This window comes from Rhodococcus sp. NPDC019647 (assembly GCF_044389235.1).
In the GTDB taxonomy this organism is placed as follows: domain Bacteria; phylum Actinomycetota; class Actinomycetes; order Mycobacteriales; family Mycobacteriaceae; genus Rhodococcus_F; species Rhodococcus_F oxybenzonivorans.
On sequence record NZ_JBIRXS010000014.1, the window covers coordinates 63,068 to 89,572 of the forward strand.

Annotated in this window: 22 protein-coding genes and 1 pseudogene; 4 read left to right on the top strand and 19 right to left on the bottom strand. The window is 61.9% G+C overall.

What is annotated here, in order from left to right:
- Positions 1 to 37: 37 nt before the first annotated feature.
- From ACH49N_RS23230 to ACH49N_RS23275, 10 genes and pseudogenes are all read right to left on the bottom strand, one after another.
- Entirely contained in the window at positions 38 to 667 is a 630-nt protein-coding gene (locus ACH49N_RS23230) for a response regulator (protein ID WP_012687213.1), read from the bottom strand.
- Complete coding sequence (locus ACH49N_RS23235; RefSeq protein WP_012687212.1) at positions 664 to 5,442, bottom strand: AAA family ATPase; 4,779 nt, start codon at positions 5,440 to 5,442, stop codon at positions 664 to 666. The genes ACH49N_RS23230 and ACH49N_RS23235 overlap by 4 nt, the downstream gene beginning before the upstream one ends.
- A gap of 180 nt (positions 5,443 to 5,622) precedes the next feature.
- Positions 5,623 to 5,811, bottom strand: a complete 189-nt coding sequence (locus ACH49N_RS23240) for a hypothetical protein (RefSeq protein WP_157792687.1) — start codon at positions 5,809 to 5,811, stop codon at positions 5,623 to 5,625.
- A 257-nt stretch (positions 5,812 to 6,068) separates the two neighbouring features.
- On the bottom strand, positions 6,069 to 6,881 hold the full coding sequence (gene hcaB / locus ACH49N_RS23245) for a 3-(cis-5,6-dihydroxycyclohexa-1,3-dien-1-yl)propanoate dehydrogenase (protein WP_005254548.1): 813 nt from the start codon (positions 6,879 to 6,881) through the stop codon (positions 6,069 to 6,071).
- 37 nt (positions 6,882 to 6,918) lie between these two features.
- Positions 6,919 to 7,872, bottom strand: coding sequence for a biphenyl-2,3-diol 1,2-dioxygenase (bphC, locus tag ACH49N_RS23250; RefSeq protein WP_005254549.1), 954 nt, complete (start codon positions 7,870 to 7,872; stop codon positions 6,919 to 6,921).
- Between the two features lie 325 nt (positions 7,873 to 8,197).
- Positions 8,198 to 9,436 (bottom strand): NAD(P)/FAD-dependent oxidoreductase, encoded by a 1,239-nt coding sequence (locus tag ACH49N_RS23255; RefSeq protein ID WP_005254550.1) that lies wholly within the window; start codon positions 9,434 to 9,436, stop codon positions 8,198 to 8,200.
- Positions 9,433 to 9,756, bottom strand: a complete 324-nt coding sequence (gene bphA3 / locus ACH49N_RS23260) for a biphenyl 2,3-dioxygenase ferredoxin component (RefSeq protein ID WP_005254551.1) — start codon at positions 9,754 to 9,756, stop codon at positions 9,433 to 9,435. Before bphA3 ends, ACH49N_RS23255 begins: the two co-directional genes overlap by 4 nt.
- Positions 9,757 to 9,764: 8 nt before the next feature.
- Positions 9,765 to 10,328, bottom strand: a complete 564-nt coding sequence (bphA2, locus tag ACH49N_RS23265) for a biphenyl 2,3-dioxygenase subunit beta (protein ID WP_005254552.1) — start codon at positions 10,326 to 10,328, stop codon at positions 9,765 to 9,767.
- Between the two features lie 81 nt (positions 10,329 to 10,409).
- A complete protein-coding gene (bphA1, locus tag ACH49N_RS23270) occupies positions 10,410 to 11,792 on the bottom strand; it encodes a biphenyl 2,3-dioxygenase subunit alpha (RefSeq protein WP_012687209.1) in 1,383 nt (460 codons plus the stop codon).
- A 565-nt stretch (positions 11,793 to 12,357) separates the two neighbouring features.
- A pseudogene (locus tag ACH49N_RS23275) lies at positions 12,358 to 12,462 on the bottom strand (tetratricopeptide repeat protein); the annotation flags it as partial.
- Positions 12,463 to 12,488: 26 nt separating this feature from the next.
- Between ACH49N_RS23275 and ACH49N_RS23280 the strand changes: the two are divergent.
- The 3 genes from ACH49N_RS23280 to ACH49N_RS23290 all read left to right on the top strand — a co-directional run bounded on the left by ACH49N_RS23280 (position 12,489) and on the right by ACH49N_RS23290 (position 15,401).
- On the top strand, positions 12,489 to 12,707 hold the full coding sequence (locus ACH49N_RS23280; RefSeq protein WP_005254554.1) for a hypothetical protein: 219 nt from the start codon (positions 12,489 to 12,491) through the stop codon (positions 12,705 to 12,707).
- Positions 12,708 to 12,932: 225 nt separating this feature from the next.
- Positions 12,933 to 13,787 (top strand): IS5 family transposase, encoded by an 855-nt coding sequence (locus ACH49N_RS23285; protein WP_012687208.1) that lies wholly within the window; start codon positions 12,933 to 12,935, stop codon positions 13,785 to 13,787.
- 162 nt (positions 13,788 to 13,949) lie between these two features.
- Positions 13,950 to 15,401: an NF041680 family putative transposase gene (locus ACH49N_RS23290; protein WP_012687207.1), complete on the top strand. Its 1,452-nt coding sequence runs from the start codon at positions 13,950 to 13,952 to the stop codon at positions 15,399 to 15,401.
- A gap of 8 nt (positions 15,402 to 15,409) precedes the next feature.
- On the opposite strand, the gene ACH49N_RS23295 is transcribed toward ACH49N_RS23290, so the two are convergent.
- The 9 genes from ACH49N_RS23295 to ACH49N_RS23335 form a co-directional block, all read right to left on the bottom strand.
- Positions 15,410 to 16,156, bottom strand: a complete 747-nt coding sequence (locus ACH49N_RS23295; protein WP_231869154.1) for an IclR family transcriptional regulator — start codon at positions 16,154 to 16,156, stop codon at positions 15,410 to 15,412.
- Positions 16,157 to 17,058: 902 nt separating this feature from the next.
- Positions 17,059 to 17,841, bottom strand: coding sequence for an enoyl-CoA hydratase-related protein (locus tag ACH49N_RS23300; protein ID WP_012687205.1), 783 nt, complete (start codon positions 17,839 to 17,841; stop codon positions 17,059 to 17,061).
- The gene (locus ACH49N_RS23305) at positions 17,841 to 18,704 is read right to left on the bottom strand and encodes a 3-hydroxyacyl-CoA dehydrogenase family protein (RefSeq protein ID WP_012687204.1); all 864 of its coding nucleotides are present in this window, start codon (positions 18,702 to 18,704) and stop codon (positions 17,841 to 17,843) included. The genes ACH49N_RS23300 and ACH49N_RS23305 overlap by 1 nt, the downstream gene beginning before the upstream one ends.
- Positions 18,705 to 18,752: 48 nt before the next feature.
- The gene (locus ACH49N_RS23310; RefSeq protein WP_012687203.1) at positions 18,753 to 19,631 is read right to left on the bottom strand and encodes a 3-hydroxyacyl-CoA dehydrogenase family protein; all 879 of its coding nucleotides are present in this window, start codon (positions 19,629 to 19,631) and stop codon (positions 18,753 to 18,755) included.
- A gap of 1 nt (position 19,632) precedes the next feature.
- Positions 19,633 to 20,457 carry an enoyl-CoA hydratase/isomerase family protein gene (locus ACH49N_RS23315; protein WP_012687202.1) on the bottom strand — a complete coding sequence of 275 codons (825 nt, stop codon included), beginning with the start codon at positions 20,455 to 20,457 and terminating at the stop codon, positions 19,633 to 19,635.
- Between the two features lie 4 nt (positions 20,458 to 20,461).
- Complete coding sequence (locus ACH49N_RS23320) at positions 20,462 to 21,718, bottom strand: CaiB/BaiF CoA transferase family protein (RefSeq protein WP_397504778.1); 1,257 nt, start codon at positions 21,716 to 21,718, stop codon at positions 20,462 to 20,464.
- A gap of 21 nt (positions 21,719 to 21,739) precedes the next feature.
- Positions 21,740 to 22,975, bottom strand: a complete 1,236-nt coding sequence (locus ACH49N_RS23325) for a CaiB/BaiF CoA-transferase family protein (protein ID WP_012687200.1) — start codon at positions 22,973 to 22,975, stop codon at positions 21,740 to 21,742.
- A gap of 37 nt (positions 22,976 to 23,012) precedes the next feature.
- Entirely contained in the window at positions 23,013 to 23,780 is a 768-nt protein-coding gene (locus tag ACH49N_RS23330; protein ID WP_012687199.1) for a CoA-transferase subunit beta, read from the bottom strand.
- Positions 23,777 to 24,700, bottom strand: coding sequence for a CoA transferase subunit A (locus ACH49N_RS23335; protein ID WP_148222693.1), 924 nt, complete (start codon positions 24,698 to 24,700; stop codon positions 23,777 to 23,779). The genes ACH49N_RS23330 and ACH49N_RS23335 overlap by 4 nt, the downstream gene beginning before the upstream one ends.
- 464 nt (positions 24,701 to 25,164) lie before the next feature.
- Between ACH49N_RS23335 and ACH49N_RS23340 the strand changes: the two genes are divergently transcribed.
- Positions 25,165 to 26,502, top strand: a complete 1,338-nt coding sequence (locus ACH49N_RS23340; RefSeq protein ID WP_012687197.1) for an MFS transporter — start codon at positions 25,165 to 25,167, stop codon at positions 26,500 to 26,502.
- Positions 26,503 to 26,505: the final 3 nt, after the last annotated feature.

Below are 26,505 nucleotides of genomic sequence, written 5' to 3' on the forward strand. Positions count from 1 at the left end.
ATCACGCATCAATTCCCGAACATTAAGCAGACACGCTCTAGTCCAAAAGGCCTGCGTCCCGGGCTACTCGGGCCAGTTCGGCGCGGGTGCGGATCAGCAGCTTGCGTTGAATGCTGGCTCGGTGGCTCTCGACGGTGCGCGGGGAGACCGTCAGTTCCTCCGCGATCTCGGTGTTGGTGAGGCCGGAGGCGATCAGCTTCATTACCTCGAGCTCCCTTGAAGAAAGAGAGTCGATATTGGCCTCGAGCAGGCCTTCGGAGCCGCCGGGTTCGGTGGTGTCGGCTCGAAACGAGACAAATCCTTCATCCTTCATCACGGCGTAGAGGACAGACACGAGCTCCTCGTCGAGGCATTCCTTCGTGATGTACCCTCGCGCACCCCGCGTCTTCGCCTTCTCGACGTACCCCCTGGCGCCGTACATGCTGAGCATCACGACACGGGTCTCGGGCGAGATGGCTGAAATCTGTTCCAACAGGTCGAGGCCGTTGCAGTCGGACAGTCGGATGTCGAGCACCACCAGTTCCGGCGCGAAGTCTCGCACTGCTTGCAGGAGAAGTTCTCCGGTCGGTGCGGACGTCACCAGGTGAAAGTCCGTCGTGGTCTCGAGGATCCTCTGGATCCCGGACCGGATAATGCCATGGTCGTCACACACCACAACGCTGATCATCGTCTGATCGGCACCTCCACCATTATCGTCGTACCTTGTCCTGGTCGGGACTCGACGGACATCCGTCCGCCTACCAGCCGGGCCCGTTCCCGCATTCCGATCAATCCCAGCGACCTGCGCTGTCCGACCAGGTCGAGGTCGAATCCGGTCCCGTTGTCCTCGACCACGGCCCGCAGGGTGTCTGCCGAGGACACGATCATGACACTCGCCTCCCCGGCGCGACTGTGTCGGCCGATATTGGTCAGTGCTTCCTGCACGATACGAAAGACTGCGGTCGTGACCGCCGGCGGAACGGATATCGGCTGTCCCGTTGCGGTGAGTTCGATCCGGATCGGGTACATCTGCCGGCAATCTTCCACGTACTGCTCGATGCAGCCGGTGAGCCCTAGATCGTCGAGCCCCGAGGGCCGCAATGACCACGCGACAGTCCGGGCCACCTGTATCCCTTGTCGGACGATCGTGCGGACATCGGTCGCAGTCTGGCGTGTGGTGGCGTCTTCGGAGTTCTGTAGAGCACTGAGTCCGTCCATCACGCCCGCGAAGAGGTGGCCGAACTCGTCGTGCAGATCACGTGCGATTCTCCCGCGCTCGGCCTCCTGCACTTCCACTATCCGTTCCATGGACGCTCGCCGAAGGCCCTCCCGCTCGATGACGGCGCCCGCCAGCGCGGCCAGCACCTCCATGGTCGGCCCGTGGTGCTCGCTCTCACCGAGGGGAAAGGCCGCGACGACCGCGGTTTCGGTGACATCGTTCCCGACGACCGGCTTGATGATGCGCTCCGTCAACTTCATTTCGCGGGCCTCACCGGCCGCCCCCGAATCCCCGAGCATCGACGCTGGAGACGCGTTCGGAACTCTGATCGCATCGACGCTCACCGGTGTATGGCGCGAGATCTCGACTCGGCGCGCGGTGGTCGTCGCGAAAGTTGCGTCTCGGAGCTTGTCGAGAACCTCGTCGATGTCTTCGGAGGCGACGATGCTGCTCACAGCGTCGAGCAGGGCCTGGTGCCGGGCTGAGCCCCTGCCGACGAGGGCGTCTCGCGAGTGCGCCGACTCGACGATCCCGCGATCCACCCGGATACCCAGCGGTCGGCACAGTTCGGTCACCGGCGCCAGCGCGCTGAGCGGCCCTCGTCGGGGTGTGAGCCCCACCAGTGTAGCGACCAGAGCGCATGCGGCGAGTTCGCCTTGCGCCGAGTATCGGAATGCGCTGCGAGATGCTGCGGCCAAGATCATGCGGCCGCGCCACTTGTGTCCCCGCGAAAACGACATCAACGCCCATTCCCGCAGAACCGCGGGCCGCTCGCCCCAGAAGACGATGGCCGACCACCGGGCACGAGTGAGCTGCCGTCGTGCGGCCGTGGCCTGGAGCCGGCGTTCCTCCGTCCACCAGGCAGGTGCGGCGTCGTGCGAGAGGCGAAGGACCTGCAGGTGCGCGGTCAGGATCGGTGCGAGGAAATGATTCCTGATGCCCGAACCGCGGATCAGCTCGTCTGCCTGCCGAAACGCGTCCACAGCCTGCACGTCCTGCTCCGCGTGGAAAAGTCGCCAGGCCCGCGCCGCATGCAACATCGCCATCGTGTGGCGGTCGCCCGAATTCGTCTGCCGCAGTTCACGAGAGATCGTCTCCATGCTCACCTCACCCGGCAGGCACGAGACCCAGATCGCGAGGGCGGTCCCCGCGCCGATCCGATCGCCTCTGCGCTTGCCCTCCCAGTAGGTGTCACGCGCAAGCACTCCCGCATCGTGAAGTTTCCCTTGTCGAGCCAGACACAGCGCCTTTTGCCACATCGCGGCTACCTGTTCCCAACGATCCCCGACAGTGTCGAAGGCGGCGATTGCGGTGTCGAACGCCGCGATCGCCTCGTCGTACCGGTTGGCAGCGTAGAGAACGAATCCCCGGAAATGGTGCGACTGGGCGATGCCCCAGCCTTCGCCCGCCGTCTGGCGCAGTCGCAGCGAGCGGTCGGCGAGGCGCAACGCCAGCGGCGCAAGGACGGGGGCTACACCGGAAATCACGGCAGCGGTGGAGTATGCCTGTGCCCGCTCACGCGTGCTTCCTGCGGCATTCGCGAAACGCACGCCACGGAGGATGGCCAATACCAGCCAGATCGGTGACCTGACGAACCACCATTCGTATAGCAGCCGGTTGTGGATGCGGGCGGCCAGGCGGTCACGCTCTGTTCCGGCTCGGCCCGGCCGGATTCGGCGAGAGAGCCAACCAAGGGTAAGCAGACCCACCTCGCCGACCGCGAATACGGCGGCGAGTATGGAACTCCGGGGCAAGCGAAGCCCGATGTCGTGCATGCTCTGTCGCATCCACTCCGCGGCATCATCGAATCGGCCTGTCTTGAACGCGAGTTCGCCGAGCAGAGTGGCAACCCGTGAAGAGTCGAGTCCCGAGCGCGCACGGGTCAGCTCGTATGCCCACGCCAGTTCCTTCGCGGCCAGATCGTAGTTCCCAAGGAGCATGTGGACTGTGCCGAGTCCTTCGTGAACACGGAATCTCGCGGTGTCGTCGGCCGACTCGCACAGGGCCAGTCCCGTTTCAGCGATCTTGAAGTTGCCTTCCGCGACGTCGAGCGCATTGTGCCTCAGTCCCGCCTCGCCCGCACGTAGGGCGTACGGCACTGCAGATGCGGCTCGGCCGGAGCGGTCGAAGTGATACGCGATGTCGTAGTCGGCCCGAACCGCAGGGACGCCTTCGAGTGCCTGTGCGGCGCGCAGATGCAGCTCGCGCCGGGCGTCGTCGGTCAAGGTTCTCAGCACGGCTTCGCGGAGCCGATCGTGCGTGAATTCGAACTCGGCGTGGCCGCCGTCCGCGATGCCGCGCACGATTCCGTGCTGGGTTGCCTCCAGGAGGAGCTGATCGACGTCCGTGGGGCTCGCCGCCAGTGCCGCGTACAGAAGCCTGGACGAGAACCGGCGTCCCAGCACCGCGCCCTGACGTATCGCCTGCTGTGTGTCCGGCGACAATAGACTCAGCCGTGACGAGACGAGCACACTGTCCCTCCCCGACGCGGCGTCGGAATCGCGGGATTGCGACGGCAGCGGGAGTGACGCCATCCCATTCTCGTCCATCACCCATCGACCCGACTCGCGCGTCAACGCCGACGAGTCGACGAGCGCCTGGAAAACCAGCATGGTTTCGAGCGGATTGCCTTTGGAGTACTTCGTGACATAGGGGATGATCTCGTCGGGGATACGGTCACCGATCGACCGGATCAATTCCTCCGTATCGGCTGCGGACAACGGCTGAAGGTCGAGAAACTCGATATCACTGATTTCCCAGGCCCTCACTTGCGCAACAGCTTCCGTTCGGCACGAACATATCAACGACACGTTCGACTGGGATCGCGTTTCCTCCATCGCTATCGTCGAAGCTAGTTTGGCGAGCACCTGCCAGCTGAGATCGTCGGCCCACTGACAGTCGTCGACCACGATCAGTCCAGGTTGTTCCTTGGTGAAGACGGAGCGAAGAAGTCGAGCGACGGCAGTCGGGGCGGCGGCTACCGCGTGATCGCCGAATCCGCTGTCGGAGTTCTTCGCCGCGGGTGGATCGCCGAAGGCAGCGGTCAGCTCCGGTATCTGTTCGAGTGCTGCCGGGAGCAGCTCACCCATTTCTCCGCGCACCCGCTCGGCCTCGCGCGGGTGCGCGGTCAAGTAGGCGACCACGTCGCGGAAAGGGCCGGCGAACAGGCCGAGGGGACGGGCCGCCGCGTGGTCGAACGCGCCGGCACGCATCACGGTCACCCCGGCCGTCGAGGCGTGCGTGGCGACGGCGTCGAGCAGGCGGCTCTTGCCGACTCCTGACTCACCGCTCAGGCATGTGACCGCGCCGGACGATCGGCTCGCGCCGTCGGCACATGCGGTGAGGGTGGCGAGTTCGTCATGCCTGCCTACCAACGGCGGCTCCACGTAGGCGAGCGATCCGCACTGCCGGGGCGGCGCGACAGCAGACGCGAGAGCGCTCTCCCCACCGCCGGTCGCGACCACCGCCTCGAGCGCTGCGAGCACCTCGTCGGCGCTTTCGTAGCGGATCGCTGCCCGTGGGCTCAGCAGCTTGAGAAATATCGGGCGCAGCGTAGCCGGGAGGCCGACGATATCGACCAGGTGTGACAGCTCTGCGTGGGTACCGATACGAGGGTTCGCCCTACGCAACGCGCTGGCCGTCCGATTTCCCTCCGCGGTCGACTCGAGGAGTACCCACCCCGCTGCGAAGATGTCGGCCGTGAAGCCCGCCGCCGGGTGTGCGAGTCCGGGACTTTCCGGAAGCAGATATCGACCTTCCGGCCCCTCGACGGGATGGGTCACGGCAGCCAATTGAGTCCGCGTCACGCTGGCGTCGAGGAGAACGAGCTGATTGGTGCCCTCCGCGAGCATGATATTCGCTGGCTTCACCCCGCCGTGAGCGATTCCCATTCGGTGCAGACGAGCCAGTGCGTAGAACAGGTTGCACATCAGCTGGAGCTGGACGTCGAGCGATTGGGGTGACTCCTGCGCAGACCATTCTCGAATGTCGAGACCAGCTATGAATGGGCGGACGAGATCGACGTGGTCGGGTCCTTTGTGTGCAATCTGGGTGGGGATGACGTGTGGCAGCCTCGCCCTGCGCATGGCCTCCAGCTCACCTTCGAGCCAGTGCCAACTCCATGGGAACGTCATGGATAGATCCACCCGCCGGACAACCACACGTTCACGGGTCTCGCCCGACAGGGCCAGAGTCGTCGTGATGCCCGGACTCTGCCGCAGCACCCTCACGGTGTCGATTTCCATGTTGTTCCCTAGATCAGCGACTTCGCTGTCACGGTCCAGTCTCCCCAACAAACCAGACTCGCGCCATGAGCGGCTGGGTAACCACAATGTGGGCCCGGAGGGGATCCCGGCACCGTGGTCACCGACTGCTATCCCGGAGGTTCGGGAAGGACCTACCCGAGACTTCGGAAGGTAGCCAGGTCAAGTGGCCTCTTGATCCAATGCGCGGGGCCCGAGCTCGCTCAACTTGACGATGATGTACTTGAACTGTGGGATGTCCTTCAGCAGGGGTCCCATCTTCCCCTTCACCGAGATCTGCTTGGTGACCAGCGCGATGTTGACGGTGAGCTCGCCTGTCACCAGCATGCGCCGCCAGTTCTCGCTGTTCACCGGTGAGCACGAATTCGCTGGGTGGCGCGTCGTCCGCGTTGGCATGTTCGACGACGTCGGACATGACGCCCCTGCCGAAGTCCATGCGGACGACGAGGGTTAGCTTCCCGGTGTACACATGTGTCACCCCGAAGGTCATCTTGTCGGCCTTCTTCAGCCAAACGTGGTCATTGTTGAGTGTTTCGGCGAGGGCGTCGGGTACCGAAAGTGGGCCTGGTGTCGTTCGCTGTTGTTTCTTCCTTTCCGAGGGCTGCTTTTTACAGGTCGTTTCCGCCGGCCGTCTCGGCCAAGCCGCGCACCCCCATCCCGCCGTCACAGTTGATAATCGCGCCGGTTGCCGTCCTCGAGTTCGCCTTCGAAGCCAGCAGAACGTAGTGCCCGGTGTAGTCCGCCGCCTCGGGCAGCTCCTGCAGCACGGTGCACTGTTTGACCAGATCGCCGAGCGGCACTGAGGTGATGGTGGTTTCGCCCATTCCGAGCGAACCAGGTCCTCTCAGATCGGTGGGCATTGCGCCCGGAGCCACCCCGTTGACGCGGATCTTGGGGCCGAGTTCGAAGGCCAGTTCCTTGATCAGCCCGACTACCGCGTGCTTCGACGCGGTGTAGAGCGGGCCGCCGCCGCCGGGGTAGAAGCCGGCGTTCGACACGGTGTAGATGATCGAGCCTCCGGTGGCGGCGAGCTCCTCGACCGCCGCACGTGCACCGTGCAAGTAGCCCTTGACGTTGATGTGGAACATTTCGTCGAAGAGGGCGTCCAGTCGGTCCACCGGGATATCGACCATCTTCGTCGAGAAGTCCCAGATCGCGGCGTTCGCGACGAACGTGTCGAGGCGACCGAACTGGCGAACCGTTTCCTGGACGACGCGCGCATTGTCGTCGTACTTGCGCACGTCGCCTTCGACCACGAGGACATCCTCGCCGAAGTCGTTGGCAAGCTTCTCAGCCTTCTCCGCCGACTTCTCCAGGACACCCACCCGGGCTCCCTCTCCCAGGAATCGCTCGACCAGCGCCCGGCCTAGGCCCGACCCTCCGCCGGTGACGATCATGACGTTGTCTTCCAGCCAACCCATCTGAATCCCTTTCTTCGTCTTGTGAGTTCGGTTCGTCTTACGCTTGCGCCGGGGCGCTCAGCGTGGCATCGATGTCAATCAATTCATCCTCGATTGCGTTGCTGCTCACTTGCCTGTCGCGCTCGGCAACGAATTTGTGACCCCAGATGCTGATCTTGTCGTAGCGCACGACGGACCAGCCTGGTTCGACCTGGCGAGCGCCCCAGCCGTATTCGACGGCAAATCCGGAGGGGGTCGCGCCGTAGAATGAGAGCATGTGGTCATTGGTGTGGCGGCCAAGCGTCATGACCACTGTCCCGTCCGCATCGAACTTGTCGTAGGCAAGGCCCACGTCATCCATATGCTTGGTCTCGAGCATGAAGTGGTGAGTCTTCTTTGCTCCCGGGAGACCGGCGAGCGCCAGGGTGTGGTGTCGACCGTTGCAGTGCAGGAAGTGGAGTTTGACCGTCAGTTCATCGTTGAGCTTCCAGTCGATGATGTCGGAGAGATGGAAGCCCAGGCCCTTGACATAGAAATCCAGGGCAGCATCTATATCCGGCACAGCCAGCACGTAGTGGCCGAACCCCTGGTCGCCGGTCGTGAAGCCCGAGACCCCGGTCGGCGAGATGAACGGCTTCTCGAACAGCTCCGTCGCGCCATAGTAGATCTCGACCCGGGTGTTTGCCGTGTCCGTGCACGAAATCAGTCCGAGGACACCGCGATCGTCCGCCAACTCGCCGCTCTCTGTTGTCACCTCGATTCCATGCGCTTCGAGACGCTTTTTGATCGCGAGTAGCGAGTCCTCGCTCTCGACCTCGTAGCCCGAGAGCGAGATGTCATCCGACGGTCCCTTTTCGACCATCAGGCGCCAGCTGCGGGAGTCAATCCTGAACCGCGCCGAATTCTCGCTGCTCGAGGCCTCCATGGCCCCCAGTTTTTCCGTCATGAAGGCGCGCCATGCGGGCACATCCGCAACCTCGAAGCCCATGTAACCAAGTCTCTGAACGCTCATTTCTTACCTTTCTTGGAGTGTGATTTGCGCCGTCGGCCGCAGGCTGTGAATCACCCAGGGACCTCGGGTATGGCTTTCCTGTTGCCGTGTGTGATGGCCGAAGGAGATTGGCCACCCGGCGTCCCGAGCCGACTTGACCGCTGGTTGGGAGATGCGACTCGATCGCGGTGCCTGCGTTGGCGTCCTACCCAGTCTTCGACATGTTCTCGATCCAGCAGAGCAGGCGACCGTTGGTGCATATCGTCGCCGAACCAGTGGCGCGGCGGAGCGGATGAGTGATCGGCCCTAGCGGCACCGCTGATCACTCCGCGATCAGGGCTCTCTGTCATGCCGCTGTTGTTCTCTCGCGTGCCGCCCGATTCAGTTCGCGCAACTCCACGCTTGTGTCGGCGAGAACGTCCCGGCCCACCTGAGCACCGCTCTCGACAAGGCGGGTCGCCATGGCGAACTCTCGCGGAGCATCCACCGAAAGGGCCGCAGTCAGTTTGCCGTCGGTGAGCCTGAAGAGCAGTGCCGGGCCGTCGTCGGGAGCGCCTCGCATGACGTACTCCCCTGAACCTTCGATGTCGCCGATCATCTGTATGCGATGTCCGGCTATCTCGGTCCACGACAGCGGTAGTTGCGGCGCATGAACGGCTTTTCCTAACATCGCGGACGCAACTGCGGTCGCCTCTTTCTGACTGTTGATGTAGGTCTCGAGCGACCGCCGGCCGCCCGTCCGTAGCGGCCATGATGCCGCGTCGCCGGCCGCGAAGACCCCCTCAGCGGCGGTGCCGCCGGAATCGTTCACGATGATGCCGCGGCTGCACGCAAGCCCAGCCTGCTCGGCTATCGCCGTCTCGGGTTCCGCGCCGACGCACACGATTGCACTATCTGCCGGGAAACGCCGTCCGTCGGTGCCGATCACGGCGGTGATCCTGTCCACCCCGTCGAACTCGGCGACTCCCGTGTTCACCATGACCGAAATCCCGAGTTCCTCGAGGCGCGCCCGGCACCAGCCACCGATCCGGCGGCCCAGAACGCGCTGTAGCAACTCGTCTGAGGCCTCGAGGATGCTGACCTCGAGCCCGAGCTTCCGAGCGGTGGTGGCAACCTCACAGCCGATCAAGCCTCCGCCGACGACGACGAGCCGTTGTCCTGGCTCCCAGTCTTGGCGCAGCCGCTGCGCGTCGTCCACCGTTCGCAGGGTGGTGACGCCAGGAAGGTCGGCGCCGGAAAAGGAGGGAACGCGCGCGCTGGCCCCGGTCGCCAAGAGAACACGATCGACCTCGAGCGAGCGGCCGCCGTCGAGCAGAACCTCCTTGCGGGTGACATCCACCTGCAGGACCGTCCTGTCGAGCACCGTCTCTACCTGTAGCTCGTCGTACCAGTCAGCCGGTGACAGCGGCGGGGGATCGGCCAGATCCCCGGCCAAGACCGCTTTGGAAAGCGAGGTGCGGTCATATGGGAGTTCGCGTTCCTTGCCGATCAGGAACAGACGCCCGTCATAGCCTTCCGAACGCAGCGACTGCACGGCACTCACGCCAGCGACCCCGCCCCCGATGACCACGATGTCGGAAGTCATGTCGTCACTCCGCCCTCGAGGTCCACGAGAACGTCGTCTCCCTCGAGTTTGACCACAAAGGTCCGCAACGGCAGACAGGCCGGGAGCGCCTTCGCCTTGCCAGTGCGCACGCAAAACTTGGCCCAGTGGAGTGTGCACTCCACGACGTCGTCCTCGAGATACCCGTCTGAGAGTGCCCAATCGGCATGGCTGCAGGTGTCCTGAGTCGCGAAGAACTCTCCGCCCACGTTACAGACCAGAATCGGCTCTGGACCTTCCTCGAAGCGAAGCATCTCACCCGGCGCCAAATCGCCGGAGCTGCATATCTTTGTGAGGGCCATCGTCACTCCTAGAAGAAGAAGCTGAGGTTGTTGGCGAGAATTGTGCTCTGGTCGATCAGGATCGTTCGCTTCGCGAGTTCGAAACCCGCTTCGCTACCAGTTCGACGCAGAATGTCCTTCCGCTCCCCAGCGAAGATATCGAGCTGCCGCTCGAGCCGATTTCTGTACACGATGAAGACGTTCGAGACGTGGTATTCACCAGGGTTATCACCGTCGACGATCATGACGTTGGAAATCACGTGCCGCGTGCGCGAGGCCGGGTTCTCTGACCAGCTCACATCGGAAGTGATCTTGCGCAGGCGCCCTCGCATCATCTGCGCATTGTCGTCGAAATGTGCGTATTCATGGGCGCCGGAATACTCCTGTTCGGCTTCTCGCATGATACGCGTGGTTCGGATTGGCATGAAGTAATGAATATCTTCGGCCAACAGATCGAACCATTCTTGGAAGCGGCGGTCATTGAGAAGTTTCGCCTCCCAGTAGTAGAACTGCTCGATCTCGTGCTGCAGGCTGGGGTCTACTGGTGCGGGTTTTGTTCGAAATGCCGTGGTTGGCGATTCGGCGTCAATCATAATTCTTCCTAATCAGTCGGGAGTTCTGTTCAGGTGGAGACCCGGCGATGGTTCCACCGCGGTCCGCTCGCCCCGCCGCGGTCACGTGTGGGTCGACTCGGACACTGCGGGTCGGGTGGCGTCCAGTGCAGCCCAGTCCGGCGAAGTCATCATCCGGACCCATTGCGTATACAGCCCACGCGCCGCTTCTTCGCTGTAGACGTAGCTGATCGTGCCGGGGTAATCGGGATTGTCCGTGTCGGTCTGGCCGAGTCCCATCTCCGCGTTGAACGGCCGACTGCGGGCCTTGTGTCCGCGCAGCACCTGCTGGATCTCAACCCAGTTCTCGCCGTCGTCCTGCTCGAAGACACCACCTGCCGAGAAGGTTCGCAGTGTCTGCTGGCGGTATTCCTCTTTCATCTCCTCGGGTGCGTCGGCATCAACGACGGTGAAGGCCCAGACCTCGATCTCGTTCGGCCCGCGAGGGTGCCACGCTCGGATGGTGTTGATGCCTGGCAGGAACGAACAGGTTGGGAAGATGGTCATGTGCTGCGCCATTAGTTGCTGGCCACGCTCTGTGCTTCCCAGGCGCTCGGAAGCCTTCTCTGCGGCAGTGCCCTGAGTCCAGTACTCGGTGACCTTCGGCCCCATGATGGCGAGCAACAGGTTGGGATCGCCGATGTAGAAGCCGCTACCGTGCCCGCCCCAGGTTGCGCGGTACTGGATGCCTTCCGTGGGGGGCGCGAGCTCCGACAGATCGACGCCATCAGGCAGGCCCGCGAGAATGCCGGAAAGATGGGATGTGGTGCCCGCGTGGTACATGTCGCTGCAGAATTGCTCCGCTGCGAACTTCCAGTTGCAGGGAATGACCCACTTCTGAATCCCCGGGATCGCTTCGGTGCCCGCTTCGGTTCTATCCAACATGTGGTCCATGTAGAACTTCGCTTCACCCAGATAGGTGTCCAGGTCCGGGGCGTCAGCGTCCCAGTTTGCGAAAATCAGGCCCTTGTAGGTCTCGACGCGAGCCTGTAGCGGGCCCCAATCTTCTTTCCTCAGCCCGGGGAAGGCCTGCTCCTCGAAAGGCACACTCACCAAGTTGCCGCCCGTATCGTAGGCCCAGCCGTGATAGCTGCAGGTGAATGACTTGGCATTGCCCCCGTCCGCGCGGCAGATCCGCATTCCGCGGTGGCGACACTGGTTGAGGAAGACGCGGATCTCCCCGTTCTTCTGACGAACGACCATCACGGGATCCTCGCCCATGTAGTTCGTCATGAAGTCGCCGGCCTTCGGAATCTGCGTCTCGTGGCCCATCAGCAACCACGAGCGACCGAAGATCCGCTCCAGTTCCTGTTCGTACAGCGCCTCGTCGGTGTAGATCCGCGGGTCTAGCCGGCCGGTCCTTTCGTCTACGAGTTCAGCGATGTCCGCGTCGGCCCACTTGGGCTTTCTCCCCGCAAGCGCGGGTTCACATTGCACGTCAGTCATGCGGCTTTCCTTTCTCGTCGGCAAATCACACTTGTACGGTCGTTAGTGCGTTCAATGGAACTCAGGTCTGCGTCGTAAATGCCTTCGGCTACGTCGCCGACGGTGAACCACGGCCCGACGGAAAAACTTCCGATCCATTCGCCGTGCTCACTCGCTGGCATCCATAGTGATCCAGATCTCATCGGCGAACATCCGGGAAAACTACGGAACCCGCCGGTCCGATGGATCGACGGACCTGCTCCATGTTTCCGCTGCGAGGACACTGCCGCGGCGGGGGTGTCGAGACCGTACGGTAGGAGTTGTCAGCGGACCGCATGAACGCCTCGGAATGCTTGTGGGACTGGGAAGCTCGACCATGTAGGGCAGAAACCGCGCCGCAAGGTCGATGGAGGAAGAGCGCTTGGCAACGGAACTGGAGGATGCCCGGCGCCGAATCATCGAACTCATTAGCCAGCTGGCCGAAACAGTGCGCAGCCGTGATCACCGCATGCAGGTGATGGCGTGGAATGCGGGGCCGCGAGCACATCGGATTCGGGGTGCTGTGACACGAGTTCGGGTGCTCGTACTACAGCCACGTGGTCGGGCGGATCAGGTTTGCGAGATCCACCAGCGTGTACCGATGTCGGCGTTCGAGTGCCTTGCGGGCGAGCGCCCGGAGCGCCGACTCCGCTGCACAGGACCCGATGGCGGACCTAGGTGACGACCGTGTCGGTGACCTTGCCGATGGTGTCCTTCGCTGTTCACATCGTCGAGATGAGCCGCGAGCTCGCCGATCGCGTCAGCTCCGGCCAATCTTCTCTGCGCTTCTTGACGATCTGTGGGGGCTCGCCTGTTGACCTGCCCACCCGGCTGGAATTCCTTACGGCAACCAATATGGTCGTGATCGCGCCTGAGGTCAGAAGCGCCCACTCATGATCAGCGCCGCAGCTTGTCAGGCACCAACTGCGCCGAAGTCATGGTCGCCCGAACAGTCCGATTCTGGAGACTCCCTTGAGCAGCTGCTGGATACGAACAAGCCTTGCACGCCCCTTCGCGGCCATGATTAGGTCGGTTCGATACCAACGGCTAGGACTCTCGCGATACTCAGAGAGTGTTTTGAAAGTTTTCGATTCGGGCGCGGCGGACCGGCCCGGTGGCGGCATGATTAGGTCCGTCGTTGCTCGCAGGAAACGTCGCAAGCGGACGCCGTATCCGTCCGATCTGACCGATGCCCAATGGGAGTTGATCGCACCGATGGTGCCCGCGGCGCTGCCGGGCGGTCGCCCGGCGATCCACGATCGTCGGCGGATCGTGGAAGCGATCCTCTACGTCAACCGCACCGGTTGCTCGTGGCGGCAGCTCCCGCATGACTTCCCGCCCTGGCAGACCGTTTTCGGGTACTTCCAGCGATGGAACGAGTCCGGGGTGACCGACCGCATCCACGACGCGCTGCGGGCGAAGCTCCGTGACCGTAGCGGCCGGGATCCGATGGCGTCGGCGGGGATGGTCGACGCGCAGGCGGTCAAGGGCGCCGACACGGTCGGCACGGAAACCCGCGGATGGGACGGCGGGAAACGGGTCCACGGCAGGAAGCGACACGTGGTCACGGACTCGCTGGGCCTGTTGGTGGTCGTGCTGGTGACCGCGGCGAGCGTGCAAGACCGCGACGGCGGGCGCCTGGCGTTGTCTCGGGCGAAGACAGTGATGCCGTCGATGGTGTGGGCAGACGGCGGCTACGCCGGACGTCTCGTCGCGTGGGTCGCGGAGCATTGCCGGATGACGCTCGATATCGTGCGGAAACCCAAGGGGAAGCTGGGATTCAGTGTTCTGCCGCACCGTTGGCTAATCGAACGGACCCTGGCGTGGATCGTGCGTTGCCGTCGACTTGACCACGACTACGAACGCCTCCCGGCGCACTCGGAGGCGATGATCAAATGGGCAATGATCGGATTGATGACCCGACGACTCGCCCCCGCACGCGGACGACACCCCTGGCAGTCGACCCGCGCGGCGTGACACTTTCAGAACACTTTCTTAGCTTGTCGTTTAACCTCGGCCATCGCGTGGGGCAGTTGGTGCTGGTGTTGTTCGGCGTGTCGCCGCGGCATGAGGCGACCACCGCCTGATCATCTTGAGGTTCCTTCCAGAGAACTTTCGAGACGAAAACAGGCGGTGGCCGTGAGTATCAGTGTGCCCGATCGGTGGGCGGTCGGGGAAGAATCGGTCCCCGATCCGCGTGTCGACCTGGTGTCGTTCCGCGAAGAGTTCTACCGGTGTCTTCCGTCCCGAGGTGATGCATTGTTCGAGTTGACCGATGCGCTGCTGTGTTCCGGCACCGCGGTTCGCACCCTGGTCGAGTTGTCACTGGCCGCCGAGCATCGGCGCGGTCACGGCGCCTTGTACGACGCAATTAACTGCGGCAGAGTAGATTTCACTCGGCTGCGCCGCTACCTTGGCGGGCTGACGATCCCGTGTGATCGTGGCGGCCGGATCGTTCTGGCCGTCGATGTCAGTGCCTGGTTGCGCCCGGATGCACCGACGAGTCCGCAGCGCGGGTTCTGCCACGTCTACGGCCGCGGGAAGAATCAGGCGCAGCTGATCCCGGGGTGGCCGTACTCGTTCGTCGCCGCACTCGAGACCGGGCGTACCTCGTGGACGTCGGTGCTCGACGCGGTTCGCTTGCGCCCCGACGATGACGAAACCGCTGTGACGGCGACCCAGGTGCGTGAAGTGATCACGCGGTTGCGCGAGGCCGGGCACCACCGCGACGGCGACCCGGACATTCTGCTGGTGTTCGACGCCGGATACGAGTTGGCGCGGTTGGCGTTCGTGCTCGCCGATCTCCCGGTGCAGGTGTTGGGTCGGATGCGTTCGGACCGGGTGCTGTGCTTCCCGGCGCCGCCACCGGGCCGTACTGGGCGCCCACCCCGGCACGGCCCCGAGTTTCGATTCGCCGACCCGATTACGTGGCCTGCACCCGAGACCACCTCGAGCACCGAGACGGACCGATACGGCACAGCCTCCGCTTCGGCGTGGAATCGGTTGCACCCGCGACTTGTTCATCGTGGCTCGTGGGCTCAGCACCCGGGGCCGCCACCCATCGTGGAAGGCACGGTGATCCGGTTGACCGTCGACCACCTTCCTGGGGACCGGCATCCCACCCCGGTGTGGCTGTGGTGCTCGGACCCGGGCGTCAGTGCCGACGATCTCGACCGGTTGTGGCAGCTGTTTCTGCGGCGATTCGATCTCGAGCACACCTTCCGATTCTTCAAGCAGACGTTGGGGTGGACCGCACCTCGGCTCCGCAGTCCCGAGGCGGCCGACCGCTGGACCTGGATCGTGCTGGTGGCCTACGCCCAACTCCGGCTCGCCCGTCCTCTGGCCGAGGACCTACGCCGCCCGTGGGAACGGCCTGTCCCACCAACACGATTGACGCCGGCACGGGTTCGTCGAGGGTTTTCGCGCACCCGTGCGACGATGCCTGTTCCGGCCAGTGCACCGAAACCCAGTCGACCCGGACCCGGACGCCCACCCGGATCGAAAAACACCCACCGCGCACCGCATCACCACGTGGGCAAACGCGCCGAAACCAAAGCTAGAAAACCCGTCGGGGCCGCCTGCCCAGGTTAAAAATCAAGCTAGTGAGAGAAGAAGAACTTCAAGCCTTCGGATACGGATGCTGCCGCCGTGGTCGTGGCGTCGATCAGTTCGGCGACTCGGTTGGGGTCCGTTGCTCGCGTCTTCAGGACCGGAACATTGATCGCGGCGACTACGCGTCCCGTGTGGTCTCGGACGGGGGCCGCAACGGCCCAGACGTCGCGGTCAGTTTCTTCATCATTGACGGCATATCCCTGCGCCCGGACCTTTGCCAACCCCTCCAAATATGTCTGCGGAGTCGGCGCTGCATTCGGGCCCGCTTGAGCCCAATCCTCGGGGGCTGGCAGCATTGCGCTTACGTCGTCTTCAGGAAGCCACGCCAGCAAGACTTTCCCTGAAGCGCGCCCGTCCCATGCAGGGTAGCGCTGCCCAATCGCGCTGAAGATCTTAATCAGGCTCGAGCTTTCACGTCGATCTACGAAGACGATGTCATGATCAGATAGCACCACCAGCTGGGCCGCCTCCTGGGTGCGGTCATGGAGCAGGTCGAGGGGGACTCGTGCATTGGAGATCAGATCGTTGCCCTCGAGGGCAACAGCGGCCAGTCGTACGACCTGGTAGTGAGGAGCGAACTGACCTGTCATCGGGTCGACCCGTACGAAACCGTGCTGTTCGAGAACGTTGAGGAGTCGGCGAACAGTGCTCGGAGCCAACTCGAGTTGTTCGCTTACCTCCGCTGCGGTTAACGCTGGCTGATGAAGTGAGAATGCCTCGAGTACGTCGAGCATTCGTTCAGCCGAGCGGAGCGTTTGCCCCGTAGACTGCTTCGCCACTGGTGACCTTCCTTGTAACTTTCGTTACTTAATCATACAACCGGCACAGGATTGGCGGGAGTTCACCGGTGTTGGATTCGAGCGGTCGCGTCTCGTTTTGGAGCCGCCGCACTCCCTCGCGCGGGCCAGGCCCAAAGGTAGTAGGACGGTACGGAACGCGCCTGTGCCCGCACCTGGCTCAAAGTTGTCGCCTGGTGGCTGGACCGAGAGCGTTGGTTGATTGGTAGGAGAACGTGGTCGAGGGTTCGATGCCGTTTCCACTGCAGGGCCGGTGGAGTAGGCGTGAGTCGAAATTTCCGGCCGTAGGCACTCAACGTCGCCGTTCCACCAGACGTACAGGAAGGCGGTCGGCAGCGCGGTTCACCCCCCGGCGTCCTGCGGATGCCACGGCATTCGACAGGTCCTCGATCACGCTGCTGAATTGTCCCGGTCACCGGACTTGCACCCTTCTTCAGTGCAGAACCGCCGCCCCGAGATACCCTTGAGCTGCGACCCTGACGGATCTCGGCGACGGTGCATCTCGGTGCGCCTTTCGGTGGGGCCACACGAAGCGGCTGAGTATTTACTCGGCGCCAGAATATACACCGTCACCGCGCAGTTGTTTGGCGGCATGCGATACGGGCGCACACCGCCAAACAACCTCACTTCGGTCTCGTAATTCGCGTACCGCATGGACAGATCAAGAGTAACGAACCTCCAGCGATGCACGATTGCGAGCGTGTAGCGAGGAGGTGAGAGTCCCTTGCCAATGGCACTCGTCGTGCTGGTTGAAGTCGATGGTGCCAGTACTGAAGACACCGCCCGGAGTCTGGCTGCCGGGCCTAGTACTGCCTGGAGCGAGGTGCTCCCCCGGACCCCTACGTCCAGAAGGTTTTGGCATCGGGCTGACGTCGCTCGGCGAACGACGTCGCGACTTCGTGCGCCTCGTCGGTCGCCAAGTAGAGGGTCAGCAACTGGTCGTGTGCCAGGCGCGCTTGCCCGGAAACACCATTGTGCCGTGCCGAGAACGCTCCTTTGAGTGCTCCGATGGCGAGCGGGCTGCGGTGCGAAATATCTTGCGCCACTTCGCGTGCGCGCGACTGCAGTTGGTCTATCGGAACGACCTCGTTCACGAGGCCTATACTGAGCGCTTGCGCTGCCGAATACTTCTTGTTCAGGTACCACATCTCCTTGGCCCGCTTCCGGCCGATAGTGTCTTCCAGGTACCAAGTGCCGTAGCCGGCGTCGAAGCTGCCGACCATAGGCCCTACCTGACGAAACACCGCTGACTCGGAGGCGATCGTCAGGTCGCAAACGGTGTGGAGGACGTTGCCACCGCCGACCGCGAAGCCGTTCACCGCCGCGATGATCGGTTTCCCGATCGTGTCAATGGACTGGTATACGTCGATAATTGGAATGACCGCCGATTGGTCGAGTCGAGTAAGTTCGTCGTGTTCCCCGCCGATGCAGAAGAACTTCTCGCCGGCGCCGGTCAGCACAGCAGCCTGCAGAGCGGGATCGAGCCGAAAGCGCTGGAGGGCATCGATGAGCTCATTGCACGTCTGTGCGCGGAGTTTGTTGCCCGACTCTTGCCGATCGATGGTGATCGTCAGCACCGCTCCGTTGTGTTTGATCTGGATGTCATCGTATTCAGCGCTCATCAGTACGTACCATCCTGCGTGCGAAACCCCGACGTGGTCTTAGTTCCGTGGCGACCCGCCGCGACCATCTGGCGAAGGAGTGGGGGCGGAGCGAATCGGGGGTCCAACGTCGCCTCGTACGCGCTGTGGGTTGCGTGATTGTGTACGTCGAGCCCAATCATGTCGAGCAATTCGAGCGGCCCCAGTTTATAGCCGAGACCTAGCTTCAGGGCGGTGTCGATATCTTCGGCGGTTGCGAGTGCATCGTCGTATGCCTGAACGACGTCGTTCAGATAGGGCATGAGCAGAAAGTTCACGAGGAAGCCCGGACGATCCTTCACGACGACAGGGGCTTTGCCTAGTGAGGTGACGAATTCCGACAGGGCCGTCACTGCAGTGTCGGAGGTCTGGAGAGCATGCACAACCTCGACAACCGACATTAGTGGTGCCGGATTGAAGAAATGGAGTCCTGCGAACCGCTCGGGTGCCTCGACGCTGCGCGCCAGTTCGGTGATTGAGAGAGCCGAAGTGTTCGTGACAATCAAAGTAGTCGTCGGCACGTGCTCCGATACGGCCTCGAACAGGTCCTGCTTGACGTCTTTCCGCTCGGTCACCGCTTCGATTACGAGGTCACAGTCACTGAGATCCGAAACTTGGGTTGTGCCGTGCAAACGGCCGAGTAGTTGTTCGCGCTGGTCTTCGCTCAGCTTTCCGCGCCGTACACCGGTGGCCGTAAATTCCTCCACCGATCGCCGACCGGCGTCTAGACGGTCCTGCTCGGCTTCGAGGATCCTCACTGTGCGCCCGGACTGAGCGATGAGTTGCGCGATTCCGGCTCCCATCGTGCCGTATCCCATTACTGCCACGTTCTGTAGTTCAGACATCGGTACTCCTTTGCTGGGCTTGGAAGAAACCAGGAATGTTGTTGTCGCTCACGATCCGAACAGCCGGGTGTTGTCGTACTCGTAGAACCCGCGTCCCGTCTTTCGTCCGAGGTTGCCGGCGGAGACCATCCGTTCGACCATGGGCGGCGGGAAGAAGCGGGGATCGCGCAGTTGCTCATACAGTCGGGTCGCGACCTGCTGGTGGATATCCAATCCGACGATGTCGAGAAGTCGGAACGGCCCCATCGGATGGCCGAGTGCCCCGGTGACTGCGGTGTCGATGGACTCGATCGTTCCGAGACCCGAGTCGAGGGCTTGAATGCAGCTGTTTTCCCACGGGATCAAGAAGCGATTGACGATGAAACCAGGACGATCTTTTGTTACGACCGTCGTCTTACCAACCGATCGCAGGAACTCGATACATGTTTCACGTGCGCTCGTTGCGGTGTGTCGTCCATCCGCGACTTCGACGAGCGAGAGCAGAGGCGCAGGATTGCAGTAGTGCGTTCCAACGAGACGGTCGGGATGCTTGAGACCTGACGCGATCGCGGTGACGGACAGCGTTGACGTGTTGGTGTGAAGAAGCGTGTCCGCGGCCACGATGGACTCCACCTGCCCCATGAGTTCCTTCTTGACCGCCAAGTCTTCGAAGACCGCCTCGATGACTACTCCGGCGGTTGCCAAATCAGTAATGTCGGTCGTACCCCTCACACGAGCGTTCGCAGCGGAGGCCTCCTCCGCGGTGAGTTTCCCTAGATCTCGGCTCTTCTCGAAGAAGGAACGAATTGTGTCGAGCCCACGGGTCAGTCCCTGCTCGCTGACGTCATAGACGACGGTGTCATAGCCTCCCCGGGCCGCGACGGTTGCGATTCCGGAACCCATCGTTCCGGCCCCGATGACCGCAACCGGGCTTTGGATCAGATTCATGTCAGTTTCTCCTGTCATCGGATGTGGTGGTGGTGGTGGCCAACGCAGCGAACTGTGGTCTCTGCCGATCGTGAAATGCCTGGATACCCACCGTCGACTCGTTGCCGCCGATTGCCAGCGCGGCATGATGCGTCTCGAGTGCAAGTGCTGCGTCAAGGGCGAGTTCGTAGCCCTGATCGACGAGCCCGAGAATGGTTTCGGTAGCAACGGGCCCGCGGTGGGCGATCTCTTCCGCCACTTCCAAGGCAACCGGCATCAGCAGCTCTGGATCCGTTGGTGGGAACGGGGTGAGACCGATCTGGTAGGCGCGATTTGCATCCACCCGTCGGCCCGTCAACATGACGAACCTAGCGGTGCTGGGGCCGATACGTCGCTGCAGACGTTGGGTGCCGCCATACCCCGGAATGAGACCCAAACCAGACTCAGGTAGCCCCATGGAGGCGTTCCGACTGACGATCGAGAAAGAGCATGCCAGGACCAACTCGAACCCCCCACCCAGCGCGATGCCATTGACAGCAGCGATCACTGGGATGCGGCTCCTTTCGATCAGGCGGAATGCTGTCTGTCCGGCACGCATAACCTCGTACGCGGCGTTTGCGTCGAGCGTGGCCAGTTCATTGAGGTCGGCTCCGGCGCTGAAGGCCTTGTCACCGAGGCCGGTGATTACTATCGCTCGGGTGTGACCGTCCTCGGAACGATCACGAACTTCGGCCGCGAGCTGCTGGATAAGGGCGCTGTTGAGGGCATTGTGAACTGTTGGTCGGGAGATTGTGACAACCGTGATTGGACCATGGGTACTGACTTGCAACTCATTTGCGGTGCTCATCAAATCATTCTTTCTGCTCTAGCTGGGAGACCGCCCCCGATACGAGTAGCTGCGCAACCCTTTCCGGGCTCAAGCCGCTTTCGAGAAGAACTTCTTCGGTGTGGGCTCCATGCTCAGGGAAGCGGTCATTCCGCGGATTCGGTATGGAAGCGAGTCGGAATGGGCTCCGCACGCTCACCATCTGCCTTGCAGACTCGGGAACTGGCATCAGGCTCGAACGCGCAATGACTTGGCGATCGGCGACGACTTCGGAGAGGAATTGAACGAGCGAGCACGGCACCCCGGACTGAGCAAGAATCGTCAACCATTCGCTGGCTGGTCTCTCGATGAGGCGGCGTTCGATTAGCTGTGTGAGCTGCCCTCGGTGGCGGCGTCGATCGGCGTTAGTTCCAAAGGCCTGGTCGGTACCGAGATCGGGCTCTCCGATTGCTCGGCAGAAGCGTGTCCACATGGAATCGTTGCCGATCGCGATCGCGATATCCCGGTCTTCCGTTCGGAATGTCTGGTAAACCGCCAGGACGGAATCCGTGCCGCCGCTCGGTACTGGCTCGGTCCCGCCAGCGCAGTAAGCAGCAATTCGCGGCGCCATCAGTGCCAGGTCCGAGTCCAGCAACGAAACGTCGATCGTATCGCCGACACCATCGGTGCGCTGTCTCACCGCTGCCGCACTAACCGCCAGAGCCGCGCACATTCCGGTCACGATGTCCGAGAGTGCGGTCGACACTCGCTGAGGCGATCCGCCAAGCGCACCTGTCACCGACATCAACCCCGATCTGGCCTGCGCAGCCAGATCGTAACCGGGAAGTTCGGCGTCCGGTCCGTCGAGGCCGAATCCTGAAATGGCACAGTAGATCAAGCGCGGGAATCTGGTACGTAGAACTTCAGGATGCAGCTTTAGCTTCCTGAGTTTCGCAGGATTCAAGTTCTGCAAGAAGACGTCAGAGTTACCAATCAAGCTGTACAGGGCGTCGAGACCCTCATTATGACGAATGTCGAGGACAACTGACCTTTTGTTGCGGTTGGCTGAGGCGAACCATGCGGAGGCGTGCGTGACGAACGGGGGACCCCACATGCGGGCCTCGTCGCCGTGGCCAGGGCGTTCGACCTTTATGACATCAGCACCGAGATCTGCGAGATACATCGCCGCGGTGGGGCCGGCGTAGGAAGTTGTCATGTCCACAATTCGTAGACCAGTGAGTGGCCCACGGTGGAACGGGATGGAGGGTTGTGCCACGAGATATCTCCTCAAGGAAGTGTGCACGCCAAGATCGCCATCGTGGCTCTAATCGACCAGCGTGAATTCTTCATCGGCCGGACGGAATTCCACAACACAGTGGTCCACCAATTCATCGATGCGATCATTCGTGATGCCTAGTTCGGTCAGAACCTGTTTCGTATGTTCACCCAACCGCGGAGCAGCGTCACCGACGATGGGCGGTGTGGCGGAGAGCCTTAGTGCCGATGTGACCACTTTGTGCTTACCGAACATGGGATGGTCAACTTCTGCCACTTGATCGAGATGACGTACTTGAGGATCCTCGAAAACAGCATCCATCCGGTTAATCGGGGCGACCGGCGCGCCGGTGGAAGACAGAAGTTCCACCCAATGTGCCGTTGTCTGGGTGCATGTGATCGCACTGATCTGCGCAACAATCTCGTCGCGGTGCTTGACTCGCTCGCCATTCGTGATGAACCGTGGGTCGGTTCCCCACTCGGGTCTTCCGAGTGCTGCCGCAAGAACTCGGAAGAGCTTATCATTGGGAGAACCGAGCAACACCCATCCGTCCTCGGTGGGAAATGCCTGATAGGGAACGACGTTCGCGTGTGCTGAACCTTGCGGCTTAGCGACGCTGCCGCCGATGAGGTACTCACTGGCGGTGTTGATGAGCATCGCCAATTCGGTGCTCAGAAGCGACACGTCAACTCGCTGCCCCTCGCCCGTCACCGTCCGGTGGTGTAAGGCGGAGAGGACACCCAGCGCAGCGTGTAGCCCCGTGCACACATCGATCACGGCTACACCTACTTTGACCGGCTCACCCTGCGGTGGTCCCGTGACGCTCATCAGTCCACCCAGGGCTGAGACCATCAAGTCGTAGCCCGGCCGCTCGTGGTAAGGACCGTCCTGACCGAAAGCCGATATCGCGCAGTAAATTAGGCTTGGGTTCGTCAATCGGAGTGTTTCGTAGTCCAGTCCGAGCCGTTTCATGACCCCGGGCCGGAAGCTCTCGACGACGACGTCTGCGCTCCGGACGAGTTCACGCGCGATCGATGCTCCCTCAGGAGTTCCCAAGTCGATCGCTACGCTTTTCTTGTTGCGATTCAAGCCCATGAAGTATGAGCTGACTTCCCCGAGGAACGGCGGGCCCCATCCGCGACTGTCGTCACCGGTTCCCGGTCGCTCGATCTTGATGACTTCGGCGCCCATATCACCCAGAATCATCGTCGAGAACGGTCCCGCAACAACACGTGAGAAGTCGACGATGCGGAGACCTTTGAGCGCGGTATTGCTGTAGTTCATTTGGTTTTAGCCCTTTCCGACTAGGCCAGTGAGACGTTCAGCGGAGTTCTCCTGTGGTATCGACACATTGACGTAATGTCGTCAGTTCGTTGACCGTTGGAGCTCTGGTTGTGTCCCAATTTCCCTGCCTCAAATTGAATCCTGTGTTGTTTGCAACGTCTTCCGGATTGACTCCAGGGTGGATGCTGCGTACTTGCATCGCCTTGGTCTCGTCGAACGAGAAGGTGGCAAGCGGTGTGATGCAAACGACCGGACCCTCGGTTGTGATGCCGGACTCGGCCCGGGACGACCCGCCGCTCAGATGACCGGAAGCGGTCACGAAGTCGACTTCTTCCACGAAGGTACGAGAGGTATGCGACCGGCTGAAGAGGATGATTCGCTTGGATACCACGGCGAAGGATGTATTGGCGAGGCCGGGTCCCCGAAATTTTGGTGGACTCCCCTGTGAGAGTCCCGTCTTAGTGAGGTTGATATTGCCGTGTTTGTCGATCTGAATTCCGCCGTAGAACATGACGTCGAGCCGGCCATTTTCCGACATCTCGAAGAGGTCGTATCCGGTTCCCACTGCCTCGGCGCATTTTACCCACCGCCCGTCGGAAGCGGAGCGATACAGGCGTCCTGGTCGGGGATTGACGAGGCCCGAGGGCATGATCAGTGTGAGGTCGGGTGCATGAAGTTGTTGAGCGAGGAGACACGCAGCGACCGGCACTAGGGAGGTTGCGCCGGTGACCGCCAAGTCGCCGTTGTGCAACTCCCGTGCCATTAATACGGTCATCAGTTCGTCTGTCGAGTAGGAATCAATCATCGGACTGTGTCTGTTAGTTGGTCGATTCGTGCTGCGCCGCCAACTAATTCGATGTAGTCGTCGAGGTTGGCCGGCTGGTGAACGAAGGGCCCGAGGTATTCGTCGTTCCATCGGTGAGCGGACGCTCCTGAGGCGATGTACTCGAGAAGGTGGGGTTCGTCGTGGGGGTAGTGTCCCTGACTTGCGCAGGGGTGGGCGCCATAGGGTGCTTCGACAACAGCATCGACAAGATATCCAGGGATCACCGTCCGGTGCGGTTCGGCCCGAATCACGTCATTATTCACAATGACATCGGCTGTCACAATCACGGTTGTAGAGGCTTTAGCGAAGAGCGGATCGCAGAACGGAGTTCCGTGATAACGAACATTCCCGTAGGCGTCCGCCTCTTGAACGTGGAGAAGGCACACATCGGGCCGGATTGCCGGCGCCGACACGACCGTGCCCAGTCCCGCTACCAGACGCGTGCTGGTTTGAGCGCAGCCATCGATAATGTCCGTGCCCTTCACCGACGGAACTGGGTGGTACGGCAGATCCTCCAGGGTTGCCATCAGTCCTCCGAGGATCGTCGCCTCATCACAGTCGAACACCTTGGTCAGTTCCTGCTCGACAACGCGTCGGAAGTTCGGCGCCATGCCCAAGTGCTCGAAGGACACATGCGCTAAGTGCGCCGATTTGACGCAGCCTGCCCCTAAGAGCAGGTCTACCGCATAACTTGCCGGTGGTGCCGCCACTAGCCGGAGGCCCTTCTTACCGGCCCGCACCAGCTCGCGGGCCGCTGCGGACGGATTGTTCTGGAACCACAGCCCGCCAAGAGCGATGAAGTCACCGTCCTTGATCAACTCGACCGCCGACTGCAGGCTGTGCAGTTTCGATGTGCGAGTTGGCGCTGAGGCCTCGGACCGGGACGCCTGATCGTTCACCACAACCTCCGATCATTATATGGTTTCACAAACCATAGTATGGCCCACAGTGAACTGATCATCAAGGGGTTGCGCTGCACGGCGCTTGGCACAGAGCCCTTGAGGGGTTTTGACTCGACCGCGGCGGCCATGGCCGACCCGGGCACGGCGTGCGAATCACTGGAGCGTGGGGCCCTGCCGCGCATGTGCCGATGCTTGGCCGCGGTATGCGCGGTCGTGGAACGGACGTGACGGCCGCGCCGGGCTCGGACTGCCGTCATGCAGGCCGCTTCTATTCGTTGGGTTGACATGGGTCACACCGAGGTTCACTATCGACGTGAGCCATAGAATGGTTTTCCATTACATAACTCACCCAGTATATGGGTTTGGAGCCTTGATCGCTCCCGGCCGAATCGAACGTATGTTCTATTCAGAAGGTATCGGATCGGGGTTCCCGGCGTTATTGTCAAGACAGGAGATCGACCATGAGTGCCAGTGCCCACACGTCACAGCAGGAAAAAGTGGAAGGCGAGACTTCAGCTAGTTCCCCCAGGCGAGCCATCACCGCAGCTGCGATCGGCAACTTCGCTGAGTGGTATGACTTCGCTGTCTACGGGGTCGTCGCCTCAATCATGGCCCTCCACTTCTTCCCATCAAGCGATCCAGTCGTCGGACTGATCAGTGCATACGTCGTATTCGGACTGACCTATGTGAGTCGCCCCATCGGCGGATTGATCGCGGGTTGGCTCGGCGACACCCTCGGACGACGTCGTGCACTCTCGTTCACCATCCTTCTGATGTGCGCGGGAACCGCACTCATCGGATTCATACCTTCCTACAACGCGATTGGAGTTCTGGCGCCGATCCTGCTGACCCTCTGTCGGCTCGTGCAGGGACTCGGCACAGGAGGTGAATACAGTTCCGCAATCAGCTTCGTCTACGAACACAGTCAGGCGCGGGCGAGGCCTATTCGGATCAGCTACCTCGTCACCACCACCTTCCTCGGCATCACCAGCGCCGTATTGATCGCCAGCCTGTGCACCACAGTCCTCGGTGATGAAGCATTCGAAGACTGGGGCTGGCGCGTCCTGTTCTGGCTCGCGGCGCCCCTTGGCCTTGCAGGCATGTACCTGCGGCGCAAGGTATCGGAGACACCCCAGTTCAAGCAGCTCGCAGCCGACCGAGAGACGTCGGAGGTCAAAGCCGCACCGATTAGGTCCACGTTCCGGACCCAAGCGACCGCGATGATTCTGTTCTTTTGCATCGTCTCGTCGTATGCCTTGATCACGCCGATCCTGTCTTCCTACTTCATCACCTTCATTCAGCTGTCAGGCGGATTGACCAGTGGCCAGTCCTACAACGTGTCGCTTGCGATCAACGTGGTCATGATCGCCACTACCCTGGCCGCCGGTCGGGTGATGTTCCGATACGGGCTGCAGCGCACATTCATCGTTGGCGGTCTCTTTATCGCGGTGGTCAGCGTGCCCGCCTTTGCAATCTCGACCCTCGGTATCGTCGGAGCTCTCATCGGCGGATCACTCCTCTCCATCGGAAAGGGACTTGTCGCTGTAGCCGCCGCGATGGCGATGTCCTACATGTTCCCCGCCAAAGTCCGAGTGACAGCAGGAGCATTCGCTTACAACGTCTGCACAATCCTTTTCGGCGCAGCGGGCCCTTCCCTCGGCATCTGGCTCAACAGCGTCACCGGCAGTAACATCACCTTCAGCGTCTATCTCGCCATTGTCGGAGCCCTATCCGCTATCGCAGCCATCATCGGGCGCCAGCGTTTGAAGGAGCCCGCCGACGAGTTGGTAACAGCTTGATGA